Below are 22386 nucleotides of genomic sequence, written 5' to 3' on the forward strand. Positions count from 1 at the left end.
AATATTTTGTAATTTGGAACCATAAATATTTTTTTATGCCGGATTTACTATCAAAAACCGAAGAATTTGCAATCAACCTATTAGTCAAAGATTTAGATACCAACTATTTGTATCATAATCTTAGGCATACCCAACGAGTTGTCAAAAGTACTAAAGAATTGCTTGATTTCTATAACTTAAACACTGTTGATAGTGACGCAATAACACTAGCCGCATGGCTTCATGACACAGGCTACACCCGTGGTGTTGAAAATCACGAAGAAAGCAGCTGCGAAATAGCTAAAGAATTTCTTGCAAGCCAAGATTGTAGTGCACAAACCATTGAAACGGTCTGCAATCTTATTATGGCTACAAAAAGAGGCTATGAGCCGCAGAATCTAATGGAAGAAATCATAAGGGACGCAGATGCATCCCATCTGGCACAATCCAGCTATGGGGAAACCTGTGAAATGCTGCGGCAAGAATTACAATTATTGGGTCTTGCAGAGCATTCACCAAAGGAATGGCGTAGAGCCAATATTAAGATGTTCCAGACAGAGCATCGTTTTTATACGGACTACGCACTTAAGAATTGGCAAGAAGGCAAGGACGATAACCTTAGAAAATTAGTAAAGCGCGATAAGAAACAAAAAAAGACCCTAAAGAAAGAGGAACTTAAAGTAAAACTAAAGAACCAAAGTCCGGAAAGGGGCATACAGACCATGTTTCGTGTTACTATGCGCAACCACCTAAAGTTGAGTGATATTGCAGATACAAAGGCGAACATTTTGTTATCCGTAAATGCAATTATCATCTCATTAATGCTTTCCAATCTTATACCAAAATTAGACAACCCCTCTAACGATTATTTAGTCATTCCTGCAGGTATTTTTGTGCTATTCAGTGTTATTTCCATGATTATGTCCGTTATGGCAACGCGACCCAATGTTACTAGTGGTGAGTTTTCTAAAGAAGATGTACAACAGAAGAAAGTAAATTTATTGTTCTTTGGAAATTTTCATAAAATGAAACTTGAGGATTATGAATGGGCCATACAGGAGTTGATTAAAGACCAAAAATATGTTTACGACTCCCTAACCAAAGATCTTTACTTTTTGGGAGTTGTATTGGATAGAAAGTATAAACTATTACGTTGGACCTATACCATCTTTATGATAGGAATGACCCTATCCGTAATCGCATTTTTTGTAGCGTTGAAATTCTACGGTCCCGAAAGAATAATTGAGTTACCTACCTAAGCCTTTAATTCGTTCATAAGGTCTTCATAGGTATACGTCTTTTCCTCATTGTTTTGCTTGGTCTTGTAGAGAATGTCTGCCCTAATGGCTTTCAATCCGCTAACACCTTGTAGACCTTCTAGCTCAACAATTTCTACTTTTCCGGTAAAATACCCTTTGGAGCGGAGAAATGTGATGTATCTTAGATACTCTAGCTCATCTTTTTTCTGCGAATAGACAATGACCATTTTTCCCGCTTGGGTCAAACGTTCATTGGTTCCTTTTATATAGGATTTATCTATACGCTTTTTGATAATCTCGTAACGCGCGTTATATGTGCCATCTACATCAAAACGTTTCTCATCCATTCTAAAACGTATAGAAAGTGAGGTACTGTACACCAATATAAGCGATGCCACGTCCAAAGGCACCGGAAGTTTAGGCTTTAGGGCGTAATGCGCATTCTCCATTTCGCACATGACCTGTAACTGCCATAAACGAAGGTTATTGAGATAAAGCATATCAAAATCGCGATCACCTACGATTTCTTCGCCTATATACATGTTGTGCTCAACACCATCTGTTTTATACCTTTCAAAATAGTGAGGAAACATGGCTTGGGCATTCTTCTGCTTTTTATCCATTAACCCAGCCAACTTCATATTGATCTGTGTAACGCTCTCATCATAGTTACGTCTGTGATCGTAGTAAGACTCCGTACCCATATCAACCGACGATTCATAGAAAAGAATCAGGTTCTTCAAGTTCTCATCAGTTTTTTTTAAATGAGAGAAAACAGGATTTATCTCTTCGGTTACAAAATTAAAGATGGCCTGTTCACTATTGGTGTGGAGGCTATCCTTAATACTGTCCGTATGATTATTTACCCTAAACATCAACTCCTCATAAATAGGCAGCTTTGTTTTCTGCCAAGCCTCTTCAAGGACCTTACCAATAGTAGACAACTGAATCATAAGGTCCCGTTGTATAGCTATGTTTCTAGCTTGGGAAGAATTTTTTATATCCACCTGCCCATATAAAGGGTACACATCCTTAAAAACAATCTCCCTGAACGTTGGGTTTCTTCCTTCGGTAGAATCTTTTACAAAGCGTTTAGCTTCTTCCTCAAAACGCCAGTATACGGAATCGTGTACCGATGTACATTCATTTTGGATCACGGCATCGATCAGGTTGCTCTCCTCAATTTTAGAACGCAATACCGCAGATACGATAAAAGGCATTATATCCTCTAACTTATTAGCATTAACACTATTAAGGGCATTAACTTCATAAGCTACAAGCTCTAAAATTCCTAAAAGGTTTCCATTTTGCCCAATAGGTGCCAAAATAGCACTTTTGATACCTTGCTCCTTTAATCCCTTAAAAAGAGACATTTCGTCAGCAGTTTCATAATACCTATCTACGTCCGAAATGGCAAAATAACTATTCTCCTCCAGTAATTTGCGGTAGGACTTTTGGCACAAGGTACTGGCACAGGCTACTGAATCCCTTTCCCTTAAGAGGAAACTTTCCATACCACTGGCATACACCCTCTCAAAACGATTGTCTTTGGCATTGTACTCTACAAAACCAGCTTTCATGTTGGGCGTATTGAAGAAAGACCTAAAGGTTTCCTGCAGATTATCCATGAAATTCTTGCTGTTTCGCTTGTCATTAGCAATCAGGCTAGATTTTATTTCAGAGATAGAATGCTCCGCCGTAACATCAAACATATTGGAGATAACAAAACCTTTTGAAACAAAACTATGTGGCGGTATTTTCTCTTTCCACAAGTCTATATTATCAAAATTGTCCAACAACTCATCCACATCTTTCTGAGTGAGTTCCTTTGCCTTGTCCGTTGGCAAAATCTCCATAAAATCTGCATTGTACAGAATTCTATAGTGGCGCATTACACCGTTTTTATCCGGTATATCGTAAAAAAACGGTCTTTTAAAATCAAAATTGAACCCGTAATGAAAATTAAGGATTACGGTACATGCCACAATATACATTTGGTGTTCGGGCAAATTCCGCATTTGAGGCAAGAAGTCATCACCTCCGGCATCTTTTAATATTTTCTTAAACCGCTTAGAGGAATTAAAAATGATATTGTCATAGGGCAAAGAAGCCGCCTTTATTTCGTTGTTGGTAAGAACTTCCGAAAAGATATCCTGTAAAATTATATTAATGACATCCTTGTGTTTTTCAAGCAAAGCAACGTCATTAAACCCTGCGCGTAATTCCGGGTAGGGTTTGGCCGCATCTATAATGCGCTGTGCCATTTTCGCAGCCGTAATGTTATCGCTTTTGGCCATAACATCATACTGCCGCAAAAGCTTATCAAAGCTAATGAGCTGTATAATTGGCAAATCTATTTTACTATCTTCGTTCATCACGGTTCTTATAAGTCGCAAATACCTCCTTAAAGTTACAAAAGAAAATAATGTTTTGTTAAAACAAACTTTATGCCTTTCGTCGCTTTTTTTAGATATTTATGCAAATTTACAATATGTCGTCCAATACCCGGTTATCCAGAGCATACCAAAATGCCAAAATGGTACCTTTTGACGATGAATCGAAGTTTATCCTCTTTAGCGACTGCCACAGAGGTGACAATAGTTTTGCAGACGACTTTGCCAACAACCGAAACATTTACTTTCACGCACTAAATTTCTATTTTAAGGAAGGTTTTGATTATTGTGAAATAGGCGATGGTGACGAGCTCTGGGAGAACCGTTTTTTTGAATCTATATTTGAGGCCCATAAGAATGTATACGGACTATTGAGAAAATTTCATTTAGGCCGTAGACTACACATGATTTGGGGAAACCATGACATGGTCTACAAAGACCCACAGTATGTCAAAACACATCTAAGCAGTTATTTTGAACCCATAGACGGGGAATCCAAAGAGCTTTTTGAGGGCATTACATACCACGAAGGCATTATACTCCAGCACAAGGACACCCAACAAGAAATCTTTTTGACCCATGGTCACCAAGCAGATTGGTGGAACTATACTTTTTGGCGATGGAGCCGTTTTTTGGTGCGAGTTCTTTGGAAACCGCTACAGGTTTGGGGTATTGCAGACCCCACAAGCCCGGCCAAAAATTACAAGGAGCTCATTAAAATAGAGCGCCGTATTAAAAGGTGGATTTTAAAAAATAACTTGTTGATTACTATTGTTGGGCACACCCATAGACCACGCTTTCCGGAGCCTGGTGATATTCCGTTTTTTAATGATGGTAGTTGCGTTCACCCACGCAGTATTACGGGTATTGAAATAGAAAACGGCAGCATTTCACTGATCAAATGGCAGATATCAACCACAGATGATGGTACACTCCGTGTTGTACGGGTCTTATTGGAGGGGCCACAAAAGTTGACGGACTACCAGAAAGCAAAAGGTTAGAAGAATACGTATCTTTACCGCCACCATTAACTAATATTAAATTACATGTTTAAAAGAACACTATCCATTGCCCTTATTGCATTAGTACTTACTTCTTGCTGGAAAGATAAAAGCCCGGAAGACCTTATTCGTCTAAAAGATAAATTCAAGTCTCAGGTAAATGCTTTTGAGAACAAGAAAGAAACGGCCAATAAGAACGTGAACAAAGGCCTAGAATCGCTCAATGCATTAAAGAGTGCACTGGAAGACACAAAGAACGAAGACAAGGAATTTGCAAAGGTATATGGCGATTGGGAAAAGGTAGACCGCCGCGTACAAAATCTTAACAAAGAATACGAAGATTTAAAAGAGAAGGCCTCTAATCTTTTTACTGCAATGGAAAAACAGACCAACAGCCTAAGTGATGAGACCAGCAAAAAAACGCTTTTAGGAGCCATTAAAAAAGCAAAGACCAAATACAACGGTACTTTAGCCAATACTTCAAAAGCCATTGACAAACTAAAACTTTTACATGGCGATGCCGTAGAGGTCGTAAAAGCCCTAGAAGTGGCAGCAGCCCTAAATTCTTTTGACAATATAAACGACCAAATGAAAAGTATAGAGGGCCGTGTAGATGGTATTATGCAAGAACTGAACGTGGCCGTTGTGGAAAGCAAAAAACTGTACGAAAAGAAAATTACCGAATTAGGGGAATAAGTACCTTGCATGTATTACTCTTTTTTGACGGAAAGCTTCAAAGTGCCCCATTATCTTGAAAACTGTGCATAAAACTTAATTTCATTATTTTAGCGCTAGCCCCAATAAAAAGCAGTAGTATGAAACGGTCCCCTCTTCTTCTTTTAACTCTTTTTATGTGGATGCTGGGCACATCTGTTTTTGCCCAGCACATAAAATTCAAGACCCTTAGTACTAACGACGGACTCTCTAACAACTCCATTACAGATATTGTTAGTGACCATGATGGGATATTGTGGATTGCAACCTGGGACGGTCTTAATAGCTATAACGGTAATACGTTTACGGCTTACAAACACGACTTAAAAACGCCCAAGTCAATAGCCGGAAACAATATAGAAAGGTTAAAAAAAGACCGCGAGGGCCATATTTGGATACTCACCAAAGAGAAAAAGCTAAGTAGGTACATTAGTGACGGACAGTTTCAAAATTTTGTTTTTGATGATGCACCCAAATACATAACGCTTACTAAAAATGGTAATATTGGAATAAAAACCAGTAAGTCCAGCTATACATTTACGGAAGGGAAATTTGTTAAATCCGAATTTGTTGAGGAGAAGCAAGAAGACAAAGGCATACTTAAGGGCATCTTGCTCAGCAAATATCCAAATTCAATTATAAACGATGTTCTCAAGGACCGATCCGGAAATATCTGGTACGCCACAAGAAAAAACGGTGTTTATATTATTCCAAACAATGCAAGTAATAGAGATAACGAGCAAATAGACCATTATTTCCATGACCTTTATGACCCTTATAGCTTTAAAAGTAATGAGGTAGAAAAAATATATGAAGATGGTTTTGGTAACATTTGGTTAGGACATAAAGATGGCGGACTAAGCATGGCCTATACAGGCTCCGAACAGATTACGACCATAACGCCCCATCCCTACGAATTCCCGCACCTACCTAACGAAACTATACGTGCCATTACAACAGATTTTAAAAGTCGTATTTGGTTGGGGTACTATACAAAAGGCGTATTCTATTATGATCAAACAAAAAAATGTTTTGTAAAGTTCAAGATCAAAGAGGTGGCAAAAAATTCGGATTGGGAACGCATCCGTTCACTGTACACTGATAAATCGGGAGAAATCTGGATTGGCACCTATGCCGGCATTATCCGGATAAAAAACGGAAGTTATTCACTTTACCAATCAAAAAATATCCCGGAGCTGCCCAATGATAGAAACTACTCCTTTCAAGAAGACAATGCCAACAATATATGGGTAGCCTGCTGGGGCGGAGCGGCCAAATTCAACTTAAAAACAAATCAATTTGAATCATTTAAAGGACAAGAAGCCCTAAGTTCTTACCATATTAGAAATATAGCATACGCAGATAACGAACTTCTGATAAGTACTGAGAACGAAGGTCTACTTCTATTGGACATCCCTTCAGGAACATTAAAAGACATTACGATTAATGACGGTATTTTGGGCAATAGCGTCTATTCCTCTTTTAAGGACAAGCAGTCCGGATATTACTGGATTGCCAGTTTGGGTGGCATAAGTATATATGACAAGAAAGACCGCCTAATTCATAATATTACCGAAAAAGAAGGATTGCCAAGTCACATGGTTTATGGTATGCTTTTAGATAGCGACAAAATCTGGATAAGCACCACCAAAGGGATAGCTGCCGTTGACCGAAATGACTTTTCTGTAACGTCTTTAAATATGGACGAAGGCTGGCAAGGCAGGGAATTCTCCGAAGGCGCCTATTACCAAGATCGAAAAGGCTCTATATTCTTTGCCGGAATAAATGGCCTAAACCACTTTTCTCCAACAACTATCAATATTACCAAAGAGCTCCCCAAGCTTAAAGTGCATATTGACAATAGCAATGATTTTTCCCAAGGCATAACAAAAAACTATACCGAAAATTCTTTAGAAGTATCCATAGAGCCCATTGTTTTTACTAAAGACCCCAATAACCAAATACTTTACAAATTGGTGGGATATGACAATGAGTTTAAATCCTTCTTGGATTCCCCTATTCAATACACGGATTTGCCCGATGGAGAATACATTTTTGAAGTAAAAAATTCTTTGTCCCAAGACCTTGCTTTTAAAAGTATACCTATTGTAATCCGAAAACCATTTTACAAAACTCCTTGGTTCTATATTTTGCTGTTGGCCACTACTCTTTTAGCATTTACGGGTTGGGTATTGGTACGAAACCGAAACATTGCAAAAAACCAGAAAAAACTGGAGCTTAAAATTGAAGAACGAACGCAAACCATAAACCGCCAAAAGGAACGATTAGTTAAAGTAAACGAAACCTTAGATGAGAAGAACAAGGAAATAAACCGCCAAAGAGAGGAACTTTTAAATTCCTATCATCAGCTTAAAAATGAAGATTTTGAAATTGAAAAATTTAAGACCTTCGTCCTGTCCGAATTTAAGGAGCCGGTGTCCAAGATTATAGAGAACTCAAAACAACTTGAGCAAAATGAAGGCGTAAAACAGAGTATAAACAACGAATCCAATAGGTTGATTACATTGCTTTCAGAATGGGATTACCTTACCAATTCCAAAGATATTGGCGAACTTAAAAAATCCGCAACCAAAATAAAGCAATCCATAAAAATCTTAGTTGACGGACTTTCTGCGCACGCCAAAAAATCAAAAATAAACTTAGATTACTCCTTAAACATAGAAGACCAATGGGTTGAGTTGGACTCTCTACGCTTTAAACTATTTTTTAAATATCTGTTTAATGACATCTTAAAATACATTTCCAAGAACAGCTTTTTAAAGGTAATTGTACGAACGGTAGATACGTCATTAGAACTTGTTATTGAATCCAATAGCAAAGTCCTTATTGATAATTTTTTCAGCATACAGCATTATAGTCCTTACTATAGAGCTGCTAACACCCTATTAACGGCCATGGAAGGGACTCTGACCGTAAAAAACGAAGAAACCCTGACCATTGCTGCACTGTTGCCTATAAAAGTAGTGGACACCAATCAAAAAACGGAAGAGGTATTATGGAAACACTTAGACCTGAACCAAAAACTACCATCTGACAAAAACAATATCCTTATATTCTGTAACGACAACGATTACCTACCTGCCTTTCAGCTGTTTGACAACCCTGAAAACAATTTAGTATTTGAACGTACCTCAGCAGCAATTTCCTCCGCTATTAAGCATGTGAACATTCACTGCTTGGTGCTGTACAATATTACCATTGACGAGCAGTTGGTGCAGCTGTTTCATCTTACCAAGAACAACGGAAAACAAATGGCGCTTCCTACCCTTTACATATCCGAAGATATTGACCATGCCTTACGTATACAGACCACTGAGCTTGGTGTAGATGCCTTTATACAGTTACCTGTTAGCAAATCTTTTATCCAAAGTAAGCTCACAAAACTACTATCCGTTAGAAAAGAATTTGCCAATCACAGTGCCAAACACTTGTTTTTAGAAACACCTTTTACAGAGGACCAAACTTTATCCGTTAATGAAAAATTAGTAAAAAAGGCACTGAAGCTTATAAATGAAAACCTTCACGACCCATCCTTCAACGTTCAGAAGTTGAAAGAAATGCTTTTCGTATCCAAAATAAAATGCTACCGCGCCTTTAAAGAAGTACTGCAACAATCCCCTTCCGACGTAATTATAAAACTCAGATTGCAAAAAGCGGAATATCTCCTCCAAAACCGCTCATTGAACATTTCTGAAATAAGTACGGAGTGCGGTTTTAACGACCCAAAGTATTTTAGCCGTCTATTTAAGAAGAATTTTGACTATAGTCCAAAAGGGTATAGGGCAAAAATGGCTCAACCTTAGTGTTAACCGCATATTATCACAAGGTTACGTTAGGATTACTGTAACCAAAGTGCACCAAAAAGAAACCATACAACCCCATTTTTGAGTCATAAGTACACCTTTATGATTCTTTTTTCATCTGGTAAAGAAACGTCTCCACCTACTTTTGGTAGATAACCAATTTTAAAATTCTACCTAAATGAAAAAAGTGTACTTATCTCTGCTAATAACATTAGGATGTCTTTCCTTTTCTTATTCGCAGGTAACAGTAAAGGGAACGGTAGTTTCCGAAACGGACGGAATGCCCATTCCTTCCGCATCAATTATTGTAAAAGGAAATTCCCAAGTGGGTACTTCCACTGATTTTGATGGCAATTTTACATTGAATCTTTCCGAAGAAAACGGAACGTTAGTAATCTCCTCTTTGGGTTTTGCCACTCAAGAAATACCATATTCCGGAGATGAAACCTTAAACATCGCTATGACCGAAGAGGCCAGTTTTTTAGATGAAGTAGTACTTATAGGCTACGGCTCATCCAGAAAAGGCGATTTAACCACGGCCATTGCCACAGTAAACAACGTGGAGACAATTGCTTCCCGGCCTGTATCCAACGTTACAGAGTTTTTACAGGGTAATGTTGCCGGTGTAACCGTATTGTCTCAAGGAGGAGATCCTACCGCTAGTGGCAACGTTGTTATTAGGGGGCTGGGAACTTTCGCCAATGAAAGTCCGCTTACCGTAGTTGATGGTGTTCCTTACTACGGGCCTGCTATAAACCCTAACGATATAGCATCCGTTTCCGTTCTTAAAGATGCTGCTTCGGCTGCTATTTATGGAGCTCAAGCCGCATCCGGTGTTATCGTTATTCAAACTAAAAAAGGAAAGTCCGGCAAACCTCGTGTAACCGTAGATTATTACGGTGGTATACAAGAAGCTACAAACTTACCTACTCCGTTAACGGCGCAACAGCAATCTCAGGTTTACAATACCGCAGCGGACAACGCCGGAACCCCAAGACAATCTGCTCACGACCCAGAACAAAACCCTTATGGGCAAGTAAACCGTACCAATTGGGTAGACGCTATTTTTAGACCTGCAGGCATCAACAATGCAAATGTTAACATAAGTGGCGCAGGCGATAGCATGAACTACCTAACTTCATTTGGATACACCAAAAGAGACGGTCTTTTAGAAGGAACAAGTTCAGAGCGCTATAACTTTAGAGTGAAGTCAGATTTTGACCTTTCCGATAAAATCAAAATAGGCGAAAACGTATATTTCTCAAAAACCGAAGCCGTAGGAACCAATACGGACAACCCATATTCAGGAACCATAATAAACGCCATTTACATGCCTTCTGCCTCTCCTACCCGTTATGAAAATGGTAGTTTTGCAGGTGTTGCCCCAGAGAACCTTTCCCAATTTGCAGGGGCGTACGGAGATGTGTATAACCCTTTAGCCTTGTTGTTAAGACCAACTACTACAGCTCCTACAAACTTTTTAAATGCCAATGTCTTTTTACAATATGATATTGTAGACGGTCTAACTTTTAAGACTACTTACTCCTATAGTTACACAGATTCCGAATACAAAAGATTTCAGCCCAAAGTACCGGAACTAGGTCGCTCCAACCCTAACAACTATCTTGAGCAAAGTAACGCTACAACCAACCGTTGGGTATGGGACAACCAGTTAAGCTATAAGAAATCATTTGGCGATCACAACCTTGATGTTACCGCTATCTATTCCTCACAGCATACCGACTTTGAAAAACTTACCAGTAAGGGTGAAGGATTTAGCAACGAACAAGCCTTCAACCAATACTTATCCAACGCTTCCATTATACGAAACCCCTCCAGTCAAGTTTATGAAGATGCACTAACATCTGCCATTGGTAGGGTTATGTACAATTTCAAAAACCGGTACTTTATTTCAGGAAGCATCAGAAGGGACCAAACGTCTCGTCTAGCCGCAAACAACCAAGCGGACAATTTTCCATCTGCCACCGTAGGCTGGAGGTTATCGGACGAATCGTTCTTTAATGTTGAAGCTATTAACGATTTAAAATTTAGGGCTTCATGGGGGCAGATAGGAAATATTAATTCTGTAGGCTACTACTCTTTTGATGTTCCGTTGAATACAACCGTAGTAACCATTGGCGAAGATGCCTCTTTTGATGACAAAGGTGCATTTGTGGGCAAGCAATCTAACCCCGATTTAAATTGGGAAGTATCGGAATCTGTTAACTTTGGTCTGGACGCCGCACTTTTCAACAACACGTTAAGCCTTACTTTTGATTATTTTGAAAAAAGCACCAAAGGAATGATTCTTCCTGGTCTTGAAGACCTTAACCAAGGTACGAGCGCTGCAGATGTTAACGGAGGAGAAGTTAAAAACAATGGTTTTGAAATATCCGCAAGTTACTCTAACAAAATAGGAGAGCTAGATTTCACGGTTAATGCCAATACCAGTGTGCTGGACAATGAGTTGGTAAACCTAGACGGTTATAATAAAAGTGGTATAGATTTTATTGCCCATACGGACAATGTTAGAGGGGTTCTTAGACCTTATCGTTCAGAAGTAGGTAGAGCTTTATACTCTGTTTATGTAGTACCTCAACTGGGAGTTTTCCAAAATCAGGCAGAAATTGATGCCCATGTAAAAGATGGCAATTTAATTCAGCCTAACGCGCAGCCTGGGGATTTTAAATTTGCGGATAGCAATGATGATGGAAAAATAGACGATAATGATAAGATTTTCTATGATAGTTACCAGCCAGATTTCACCTATAACTTTGGCTTGAACCTAAATTTCAAGAATTTTGACCTAGGCATGTTGTTCCAAGGGGTTTCTGGTGTTGAAGTGTTTAACGGCTACAAATTTTCCACCTATAACGCATCACTTACCGGATATAACTTAGACAACAGGGTACTAGACGCATGGTCATCTTCAAATACCGGAGCAACAACCCCAAGGTTATCTACAAAAGATGACAACCAGAACTTTGGACTAGCTTCTAGCTGGTACCTTGAAGACGCATCGTACTTAAGAATGAAAAACGTAACCCTTGGGTACACGATCAATGACCGCATTATGAATTCCGTATTGCCTGGTTCATCATTACGTTTTTACATTTCTGCGGAAAACTTATTCACGATTACGGATTACACAGGAATTGACCCTGAGGTTGGTGGCAAAGGATTGGATATTGCCAGATACCCTCTTTCCCGAACAATTACGGCAGGATTGTCTTTATCGCTTTAACAACAAAACATTTAGAAAAATGAAATTCAATAGAATAAAAATAATGAGCTTGGCAATAGGCTTTGCCGGTCTTAACCTAATTACGTGCTCGGACGATTTTACCGAAGTTGACCCTTTGGGAAGCACCTCGTATGCCAACTTTTGGGCCACTGAACAAGATGCTGCAGAAGCGGTTAACAGTATGTACGAATTCATGACGGACCAAGAAATGTTCTCAAGAGGATTCTTCTGGTACATTAATGCTTCGGACGATATGATTACCGGTCGTATTAAAGCTTCCGCCGATAATATCAAGGATTTTAACATTACCGGTGGTGAAGGAGGTTACACCTCTACCTGTTACCCCAAAAGTTACAAGGTAATCCGTCGCGCCAATGATATTATCTTGAACATCCCCAATATGGACATCAGCGAAACGTTAAAAAACCAATATTTGGGAGAAGCCTATTTTATGCGCGCTTTTAGCTATTTCTGGGTAGCCCATACCTATGGAGACAACGGCAACAATGGTGGAGTTCCTATTGTTACGGAAGAAAACATGAACGATGAACCCGGTAGTTATTCCAGACCGGCAAGTGTGGTTGAAAATTACAAACAGATAGAGGCAGATCTAATGAAAGCTTCAGAACTGTTACCGTTGTTCACAGACTATTCATCCGAGAATTATGGCCGCCCGCATAAAGATGCCGCATTGGCGTATATGGCCAAAACCAATCTTTATTGGGCACAATATGACGCTGCTAGATATGCTGAAGTTGTAAAATATGCAGATGCGGTTACCAACAGTGGTTCGGGAAGGGCATTGATCAATACGGGCAATCCATCTCAAGATTACCGTGAACTGCACAGTAACCTGAACAATTGGACCAGCGAATATATTTGGTCCGTTAACTCCGGAGTAGACAAGGGCAGTATCCTAACAGGTGTTATGTTGGAGAACAAAGGCTGGGGCAAATACAATGGCTGGGGCTATTACACTCCTTCCGAAGGACTTTATAACGAGTTTGAAGATGGCGATGCCAGAAAAGCGGTTACCGTTCTAAATTTTGGTGATGAATTTACTTTTTTCGGTGAAACCAGAAGGTACCAATCAGAAAACTCCTTATCCGGTTTTCAGTTCAATAAGTACATGTACGAATTCCAGTTTGAAAATCCCATAGGTACTTATTTGAACAGCAATGGAGATGACCCTTCAACTATTTATAATGTTCCTTTAATGCGCTACGCGGAAGTGTTGCTTATGAAGGCCGAAGCACTTATCATGGATGGTAAAAATGGAGATGCCCCATTAAATATGGTTCGGGAAAGAGCAGGTCTTCCAGCCATTACAAACGCTACCATAGAAGATTTAAAACACGAAAGAAGGGTTGAACTTGCCGGCGAATTTGCTAACAGGCATTTTGACTTAGTTCGTTGGGGCGATGCCGCAGAAGTATATGCGCAACCCATCTACGGCCGTATTTACAAAGACCGTTCCAACCCAGACTCACCATATACCTCAGAAATTGTATGGCCTGCAAGAAATTTTGATGCTTCGTACATGAATGTTTGGCCCATACCTAGTACCGTAATTGAATCATCCGGAATCCCCCAAAACAAAGGATGGTAGTAATTAGTTCGTTAGTTTAGTTTTTTTTACGAAAGAGTGTCTCTTAACGGGGCACTCTTTTCTTAATTTTAAAGTATGTATAGATTTAAAACAAAGTATTCTCTCCTATTGGCGCTTTTTTGCATTACCTTTCTTAATGCACAACACAGCAGAAAAACCCTAATTCATTCGCACAACGACTATCTACAGAACGTACCGTTTTGGAAAGCATATTCAAACGGTCTTGATATTCTTGAGGCTGATATTTTCCTTAAAAACGGACAACTGAACGTAACCCATACCGAAGCAGAAATTATAAAGGGCAAAACTTTACGGACGCTTTATCTTGACCCTTTAAAATACGCCATTGAGAACAACATTGGCAACCCCACAAACCTTAACTTAATGTTGGATATTAAATCCGATGCCAAGCCTACTTTAAAAAAGATACTGGCCGAACTTAAAAAATATCCCGAAATCATATCAAGACCTGATATAAAGATTGTGATTTCTGGTCATAGGCCTAATCCCAACACCTATGACTCCTACCCCAACTATGTGTATTTTGACCATCAAAAATTAGAAAGCGACCTTGATACGGGTGATTGGAAAAAAGTAGCTTTTATAAGTGTTGATTTCAAAAATTACTCGGAATGGAATGGCAAGGGCAGGCTTACGCAAGAAGATTACAAATCAGTATCCAAAGCTATAAAAAAGGCCCACAACCTCAACAAACCGTTTCGTTTTTGGGGCACACCAGATTCAAAAACTGCGTGGAAAGCCTTTTCGGATTTAGGAGTGGATATCATAAATACGGATATGCCCTATAAATGCCCCACATATTTGAACTCCCTTGAAAAACGCACCTATAAAAACACGGTCAAATCGGAAGTCTACCATCCTTCTTTTATAACGGACCAAAAAAATACGCCCATTAAAAATGTTATCCTCCTTATTGGAGATGGCAACGGTCTAAGCCAGATTTCTTCTGCTGTTTTGGCCAATGGGGGAGAGCTTACACTTTCACAGTTAAAGAGTATTGGGTTTATAAAAACACAATCTTCCGATGATTTTACTACGGATTCAGCCGCAGCGGGCACAGCCTTGGCCACAGGTGTCAAAACTTACAATAGGGCTATTGGGCTTGACCCGGAAAGGAAACCCGTTGAAAACATGCCGGAATATTTCTCTAAATATAATTTTGTGTCCGGTATCATAACAACCGACCATGTTACAGGAGCAACCCCTGCTTCTTTCTATGCCCATCAAAAAGACCGCTCAGATACAGAATTAATAGCCAGTGACCTTTTAAAAAGCGACTTGTCCCTTTTTGTGGGAGGCGGAGCCAAGGATTTTAAATTCGATTGGAAAAAGACTGAATTCAATATCCTGAACAACATTGATGAAATAGGGAAGGACCAATCCGAAAAAATAGGTCATTTTCTTTCCGAAAAAGGAGTACCCGGAGTTTTGGAAGGTCGTGGTAATGCACTAGCCATAGCCACCAAAAATGGTATTGAATTTTTGAACTCTAAGGACAAACCGTTTTTTTTAATGGTTGAAGCCGCCCAAATAGACAGCAACGGGCACTATAACAATGTAGGTGGTATCGTTACCGAAGGAATTGACTTTGACAGGGCCATTACCGAAGCCATTAAGTTTGCGGATACTTCCGGCAATACCTTGGTAATCATTACGGCAGACCATGAAACTTCTGGTTTTAGTATTCCCCAAGGCAACCTAGAGGAAGGTATCATTGAGGGCACTTTTACTACCTATGACCATACGGCCACTATGGTTCCTGTTTTTGCCTATGGCCCCGGCTCACAATTGTTTCAAGGAACGTATGAAAACAACCATTTGTTTGAAAAGATCAAAAGAGCGCTTAACTTAGAGGATAACTAAAAGTAACCGACCTATGAAAAGATTTAAAGCACTCGATGTATTCCGGGGATTGACCGTATGCCTGATGATTATTGTTAATACCCCTGGCGACTGGAGCTCTACCTTTTCACCTCTGTTACATGCCAAGTGGCACGGCTTTACCCCTACCGATTTGGTTTTTCCCTCATTTTTATTTGCCGTAGGTAACGCCTTTGCTTTTGTAAAGACCAAATGGGGAGAAAAGCCTTTCTCCGAAGTATTCAAAAAAATTGCAAAGCGCACTTTACTCATATTTTTGCTCGGGTATACCATGTATTGGATTCCCTTTTTCTCTTGGACCGAAACAGGAGAACTAACCCCTATTCCTTTTAGCGAAACTAGAATTCTAGGTGTGCTGCAGCGTATAGCCCTCTGTTACTTCATTGGTGCCGTGATGATATACTTTTTAACCAATAGGCAGCTGATTATAGCTTCAGTTTTGTTATTACTAAGCTACTGGGGGCTGTTGGCCGCATTTGGCGACTATACCCTTGAAGGAAACTTTGCCAGAACCGTAGACCGTCTTATACTAGGCGACAGCCATCTATATATGGGCAATGGTATACCGTTTGATCCAGAAGGACTTTTAAGCACCCTGCCTTCCATTGGTAACGTCTTGGCAGGCTATCTTATAGGCAAGTATATTATTGATGGCGGGATGAATTACGAGAAGCTGGCAAAAATGCTATTGATGGGTGCCGGTCTATTGGTGGTTGCTTATCTATGGGATTTAGGTTTCCCGGTAAACAAAAAATTATGGACAAGCTCTTTTGTAACACTTACCGTGGGTCTAGACATTGTAGTGTTATCCGTACTTATCTATACCATAGACTTTGTAAAAAAGCCCGTTAACTACAATTTCTTTGAAGTATTTGGGAAGAACCCCCTTTTCATTTATCTACTTTCGGAATATGTAGCCATTGGCGCCCTCTTTATCCGGGTTAATGGTGAACAATCTCTTTATAGCTATGTGTACGAAAAAGGTTTTAGTTGGATTGGTCCTTACTTTGGTTCTCTGGCCTTTGCTCTGGTTTTTATGCTCTTTTGTTGGAGTATAGGCTTTTGGTTGAACAAGAAGAAAATTTACATTAAGGTCTAGTTGCCGCTTATTTACCAAGCTTGTAAAATAATATTTGTATTACATAAAAACAGGATATAAAAAAACCCCGCAATTGCGGGGTTTCCTATATAAAGTTGAAATCGTTTTTCTTAGTTGATTCCTACAGTCCATCCAGCAGCCCAATCAGGCTCACCAGCTTTATTACCTGCACCACTTGCATCTCCTTCTGTGTAGAAGTCTGTGTTAGTACCAGCATAGTTACTAGCACTGAACTCAGCAGCAGGGCTAGCAAATTCAATAGTTGTAATTGAAAGTGCATCCGAATCAATTCTAGCGTTAGCTTCAGTATCCGTATCTTTTACGTTGATACCTAAATCAACACCTTCTGTATAGAAGTTCTCTACAGTAAAGCTACCACCACCTTCTTTGAAGAAAAGGGCACCTTCACTTACAGGACCTACAACTGTAATATTTTTCAATGTAGTAGTTGTTACAGGAGTAGCGTCTCCGTCATCACCGTTGTTAGAACCTTCAATACCAGCTTTGGCACCATCCTTAATGTACCAGTTTGTACCGTTACCTGTCCATCCATCGGCAAAATCTATTGAATCGTCACCACTTCCTATAGAAACAAGGTTAACACCATCAACAGCTCCACCAAAGAACTCGATACCGTCATCTCCACCCATGTAAGACTGAACGTTTTCAAAAGTAGTTCCAGAACCCACACCGAATAAAGAAACACCGTTAAACTCTTTATCGTTAGAGAAAGTAGCACCGGTATACTCAACTCTCAAGTATGTAATGCTACCTGAATTATCTTCAGCGTTTGCACCACCGTAGGTAAGGTCACCTACCTCTGTAGTAACGTCAACACCTTTGTTGGTTGGAGCGTCACCGGCAATAACCAAACCACCCCAGTCACCTTGGGCAGGATTTTCAGCACCGGATGTCATAACAACAGGAGCAGTAGCTGTACCGTTAATGTTAATAGTAGCACCTCTTTCAACACCTATGAAGGCAGCAGTACCACCTGTTGCAGTAATAGTAGTTCCTGCAGGAATTGTAAGCGAACCACCTTCTTTAACAACGAATCCGCTAGTTAAAAGATACTCTACATTAGCGTCTAACTCAACATCACCGGAAATTTCACCGGCAAGGTTCAACTGAGAAGCAGCAGCGCTATTGCTCAATCCTATAGTCCAACCAGCAGCCCAGTCAGGAGCAGCAGCACCGTTACCAGCACCTGTAGCCACACCTTCTACGTAGAAGTCAGCATTAGTACCTGCGTAATTAGTAGCAGCAAACTCAGCTGGAGTATCAGCAAATTGAATGTTAGAAATCATTAGATCATCAGCATCAATTCTAGCATTGGCTTCAGTATCCGTATCTTTTACGTTGATACCCAAATCAGCACCACTAACAAAGAAGTTTTCAACAGTAAAGTTACCACCACCTTCTTTGAAGAAAAGGGCTCCTTCACTTACAGGACCTACAACAGTAATATTTTTCAATGTAGTAGTTGTTACAGGAGTAGCGTTACCATCATCGCCGTTGTTAGAACCTTCAATACCAGCTTTAGCACCTTCGGCAATATACCAGTTTGTACCGTTACCTGTCCAACCATCGGCAAAATCTATTGAATCGTCACCACTTCCTATGGAAACAAGGTTAACACCTTCAACAGCTCCACCAAAGAACTCGATACCGTCATCTCCACCCATGTAAGACTGAACGTTCTCGAATTTAGTACCAGAACCCACACCGAATAAAGAAACACCGTTAAACTCCTTATCGTTAGAGAAAGTAGCACCGGTATACTCAACTCTCAAGTATGTAATACTACCAGAGTTATCCGCAGCGTTTGCACCACCGTAAGTAAGGTCACCTACCTCTGTAGTAACGTCAACACCTTTGTTGGTTGGAGCGTCACCGGCAATAACCAAACCACCCCAGTCTCCTTGGGCAGGACTAGCAGAACCTGAAGTAAGCACTACAGGAGCAGCAGCTGTACCGTTAATGTTTATTTTTGCACCTCTTTCAACACCAATAAAAGCGGCTGTACCACCTGCGGCTTTAATAGTAGTACCTGCAGGGATAGTTAATGTAGCTCCAGACTTAACTATGTAAGCACCTGTAAGGTTATAGGCCGTAGCTGCATCTAATTCTGTATCTTCGGTAATATCGCCTTCTAAGTCTTCAGAAGTTCCAGTTGTAGAACAAGGCTCACAAGAACCTCCACAATCAATATCAGTTTCGTCACCGTTCTTTATACCATCACTACAAGTGGGGTCGTTTGTCGGCAAATTGTCATCATCGCTACAAGAAACCACCAAGGTCATTGCAGCTAGACTTAGCATTAAAGAGAAAATTGTTTTTTTCATTTTCTGAAAATTTAAATAGTTAGGTAATTTATTATGGTTAAAACTCGTATTTAGAAGCTGAATGTTAACGTAAGGGATAGATCAGACCCTCTCTTATAAGACAAATCGGTTACAGGACCATCTTCCAAAAATCCAGGAACTGCCGGGTTTACGGTATCCAAGTCTCCTTCTGCGTTCTCAGTAACTCTTTCAATAAGTGGGTTCAATAAGTTTTTAGCGCTAATTCCAATTTTAAAGTGTTCGTTCAATTGCATGGACGAAATGAAATCCAACGTTACAAACCCTTTATCCATCAAATGTCCACGTCCTGTACTACCAAGAGCATAAAGTCTTTCTGAAAAATAGTTAGCGGCTATAGTGGCGTTAAGGTCTTTGTTGTTCTTAAGTTCTTTGTAGAAACTAACATCTCCGTTTACAATAATATCCGATGCACCTTGTAGCGGCGCTTCCGTATTGGTAAAAGCAGCTGCCAAACTGGTTTCGCTGGCCACTTTTTCAGATTGTAATTTCTGGTTGGTGTTCAAGTAAGATATGTTACCCCCAAGACTTAATCTTTCTTCAAGAAAATCATCGGCAATCTCAATCTCGTTTTCAAATAGGTTTACCCTAGCTTCGAATTCTAGACCAAAAGCAGTAGCGCTATCCCCAGTGTTGGCATAACTTAAATCGTTAGCAGCAGAAACCACAAGGAAAGTGTTGATAGGATTCTCTATATACTTGGCAAATACTCCAAAAGAAAGAATCTCGCTTGAAGTAGGGAAAAGCTCCCATCTTAAATCAAAATTGTAATTGGTAGAGTTCTGTAAATCCGGGTTACCGTAAGAATCCTGCGTAATATCTTCCTGGAACAAGAAAGGAGCTCTTTCTTTAAACTGTGGTAAAGTATAGGTCTTACTTGCTGCAAACCTTAAGTTCTGCTTCTCGTTCAACTCATACTTGAATGCTAAAGAAGGTAGAAACTCAAACGTATCTAATTTACTTGAATCCTCACCAAAAGTTGTATTCCAGTCTATCTCCTGAGTTATTTGTTCTCCTCTTAAACCTGCAAACAAAGTAAGTTTAGGATTGAACTTGTATTCCAAAGTAACGAAAGCCGCATTAATCTGCTGTTCCCCTCCAAAGGTCTGTGGGTTTAACGACCCAGGGATAGAAGCGCCACCTCTAAACGTTCCTATTTGATAAAGACCTGCACTTAATGGGTTTTGATCAAAATATTGATCAATTTGTCTAATATCTACCTCCGGCTGGTCATTTGGTCTTAAAAAACGATAGTTGAACTGTGTTGCGTCAAAATCTACCGACTTAAACCTACCGTTATAACCAACAGTTAATTTTCCATCAAAACCTTCGTCTTCATTTTCTTTAAACTTGTAAGTAGCCGAAAGGTTAGCTGCAATTTCCTGCTCATCCAACTCTTGGAAAAAGCGGTGGTTTTCAGAAGCGGCCGAAACCAATGCAAATGATTTAGGACCATCAGGATTGTTGTTCCGTACCGGTAAAACCGTGTTTTGGCGTCTGTCCGGAACTAAGTTTTTTACGTAGTTATAGGCTCCTCCCCAATTCACATCAATATTCTCTGAAAGATTATGCTCTCCCAATAACTGATGTACATATAAAGTGGTTCTTTCAAAAGTGGCACGTTGAATAAATCCACCACCTTCCGGTGCATCATCTTCCCTATCCAAGATTCCGAAAAACTCTTGTTGCTTTTGGCTAGAGTTGTTCAATACCAATAGATTGTACTTAATGTTATTGGCATTATTAATTCTATACCCTACGTTACCCATTAATGTAGTGGCCGTAGAATAATCAAAAGTAGTAAAGTCAAAAGCAGAGTTAGGAAGACCGTTACCAACGTTTGGCTGACCGTTGTTGATACCTTCGTTATAACTATGCTTGTTACTAAAAGACGCTACCCCAAAAATGCTCAACCTAGATTCTTCGCCTATAGTATAGGAGTCACCTCCTTTAAGTGAAAAGCTTGAATTAACCGGAGTACCCACAGCTTCCCTGTCCCAACTGGTATCAAAAGTATCGGAAAACGGATTGTTTGGAATATCCGCGTTATAGAATCCTGAAAAATCAGGACCATCGTTCAAATAAAATTGATCAACACCCAAGGCTTCAGTGTTACCACCAACAGAGGCACTAACATCAAAAAAACCATCACCGTTGTAATTTCTGGAAACAATATTAACGTTTGCTCCACCAAAATCTCCGTAATTGGCTGCATTGTATGTCTTATCTATTCCAATAGATTCTATAATGCTTGAAGTAAAAACACCTAGATCGATGTTCTTTTTTGAAGTGTTGTTAGAAGGTAACGGAAGCCCGTTCAATGTTGTAATATTGAACCTATCTCCCAAACCTCTTACGTAAACGTTTCCGGAACCTTCTTCTTTAGAAATTCCCGTTACTTTAGTAACTGCAGTGGCCGCATCGCTAACACCTTTACGCGCTAATTCCTGGGCACCAATAGAAGTTTCTAGGGTAATCGCTTTTTTCTGGTCAAGTAAAAGTGCCATTTCAGAATCCTTTCTGGAAACCGTGGTTACCACAACTTCACTCAATTCAAATCCGCCCCCAGCACTCATCGGCACATTTATTGTTGTTACTTTTCCAGCTTCAACCACTACATCTGGAATGTCTACAGTTTCATATCCTAAATAACTATAAGATACAACGTAAGTTCCCGGCTCAAGACCTGCTATTTCATAAAGTCCATCAAAATCTGAAGTTGTACCTGTAGTAGTTCCTTTTATCACTACATTAGCGAATGGCAAGGGATCGTCATTCATCTCTTTATCAGTAAGTTTACCGATAATACTCCCAGTGTCTTGGGCGCTTAATTGAATTGAAAAAAGGCAAAGGGCAATAAAGTATATTAGTCTCATTATCTAGTTTTATAACGCCGCAAATAACGCCACGTGAAGTAAAAGTCGAGTTACGTGTATGTTAAACCTTTATTGCAATAAGGTTAGGTTTATGTTACTATATTAAATCAACGTTAAGAGACT

The 22386-nt window shown here is 39.7% G+C and carries 11 protein-coding genes; 8 read left to right on the forward strand and 3 right to left on the reverse strand.

Going from position 1 to position 22386, the window contains the following annotated elements:
• The first annotated feature begins 35 nt into the window (after positions 1 to 35).
• Entirely contained in the window at positions 36 to 1238 is a 1203-nt protein-coding gene (locus SJY45_RS11215) for a Pycsar system effector family protein (RefSeq protein ID WP_215913767.1), read from the forward strand.
• Here SJY45_RS11215 and SJY45_RS11220 read toward each other — a convergent pair.
• Positions 1235 to 3613: a GAF domain-containing protein gene (locus SJY45_RS11220; protein ID WP_215437676.1), complete on the reverse strand. Its 2379-nt coding sequence runs from the start codon at positions 3611 to 3613 to the stop codon at positions 1235 to 1237. The two genes, SJY45_RS11215 and SJY45_RS11220, sit on opposite strands and share 4 nt — an antisense overlap.
• 116 nt (positions 3614 to 3729) lie before the next feature.
• Here SJY45_RS11220 and SJY45_RS11225 point away from each other — a divergent pair, with 116 nt between their 5' ends.
• The 7 genes from SJY45_RS11225 to SJY45_RS11255 all read left to right on the forward strand — a co-directional run bounded on the left by SJY45_RS11225 (position 3730) and on the right by SJY45_RS11255 (position 17024).
• A complete protein-coding gene (locus SJY45_RS11225) occupies positions 3730 to 4632 on the forward strand; it encodes a serine/threonine protein phosphatase (RefSeq protein ID WP_215437673.1) in 903 nt (300 codons plus the stop codon).
• A 45-nt stretch (positions 4633 to 4677) separates the two neighbouring features.
• On the forward strand, positions 4678 to 5328 hold the full coding sequence (locus SJY45_RS11230; RefSeq protein ID WP_400070757.1) for a hypothetical protein: 651 nt from the start codon (positions 4678 to 4680) through the stop codon (positions 5326 to 5328).
• 119 nt (positions 5329 to 5447) lie between these two features.
• Complete coding sequence (locus SJY45_RS11235; RefSeq protein ID WP_400070759.1) at positions 5448 to 9170, forward strand: two-component regulator propeller domain-containing protein; 3723 nt, start codon at positions 5448 to 5450, stop codon at positions 9168 to 9170.
• A gap of 178 nt (positions 9171 to 9348) precedes the next feature.
• Positions 9349 to 12414, forward strand: a complete 3066-nt coding sequence (locus SJY45_RS11240) for a SusC/RagA family TonB-linked outer membrane protein (RefSeq protein WP_400070761.1) — start codon at positions 9349 to 9351, stop codon at positions 12412 to 12414.
• A 19-nt stretch (positions 12415 to 12433) separates the two neighbouring features.
• On the forward strand, positions 12434 to 14023 hold the full coding sequence (locus SJY45_RS11245; RefSeq protein ID WP_400070763.1) for a RagB/SusD family nutrient uptake outer membrane protein: 1590 nt from the start codon (positions 12434 to 12436) through the stop codon (positions 14021 to 14023).
• Positions 14024 to 14098: 75 nt separating this feature from the next.
• The gene (locus SJY45_RS11250) at positions 14099 to 15907 is read left to right on the forward strand and encodes an alkaline phosphatase (RefSeq protein ID WP_400070765.1); all 1809 of its coding nucleotides are present in this window, start codon (positions 14099 to 14101) and stop codon (positions 15905 to 15907) included.
• Between the two features lie 13 nt (positions 15908 to 15920).
• Positions 15921 to 17024: an acyltransferase family protein gene (locus tag SJY45_RS11255; RefSeq protein WP_400070767.1), complete on the forward strand. Its 1104-nt coding sequence runs from the start codon at positions 15921 to 15923 to the stop codon at positions 17022 to 17024.
• Between the two features lie 110 nt (positions 17025 to 17134).
• Here SJY45_RS11255 and SJY45_RS11260 read toward each other — a convergent pair whose 3' ends face one another.
• Positions 17135 to 19369: a hypothetical protein gene (locus SJY45_RS11260; RefSeq protein WP_400070769.1), complete on the reverse strand. Its 2235-nt coding sequence runs from the start codon at positions 19367 to 19369 to the stop codon at positions 17135 to 17137.
• 50 nt (positions 19370 to 19419) lie between these two features.
• On the reverse strand, positions 19420 to 22263 hold the full coding sequence (locus SJY45_RS11265) for a TonB-dependent receptor domain-containing protein (protein ID WP_400070771.1): 2844 nt from the start codon (positions 22261 to 22263) through the stop codon (positions 19420 to 19422).
• Between the last annotated feature and the right edge of the window lie 123 nt (positions 22264 to 22386).

Source organism: Zobellia russellii (genome assembly GCF_044597075.1).
In the GTDB taxonomy this organism is placed as follows: domain Bacteria; phylum Bacteroidota; class Bacteroidia; order Flavobacteriales; family Flavobacteriaceae; genus Zobellia; species Zobellia russellii.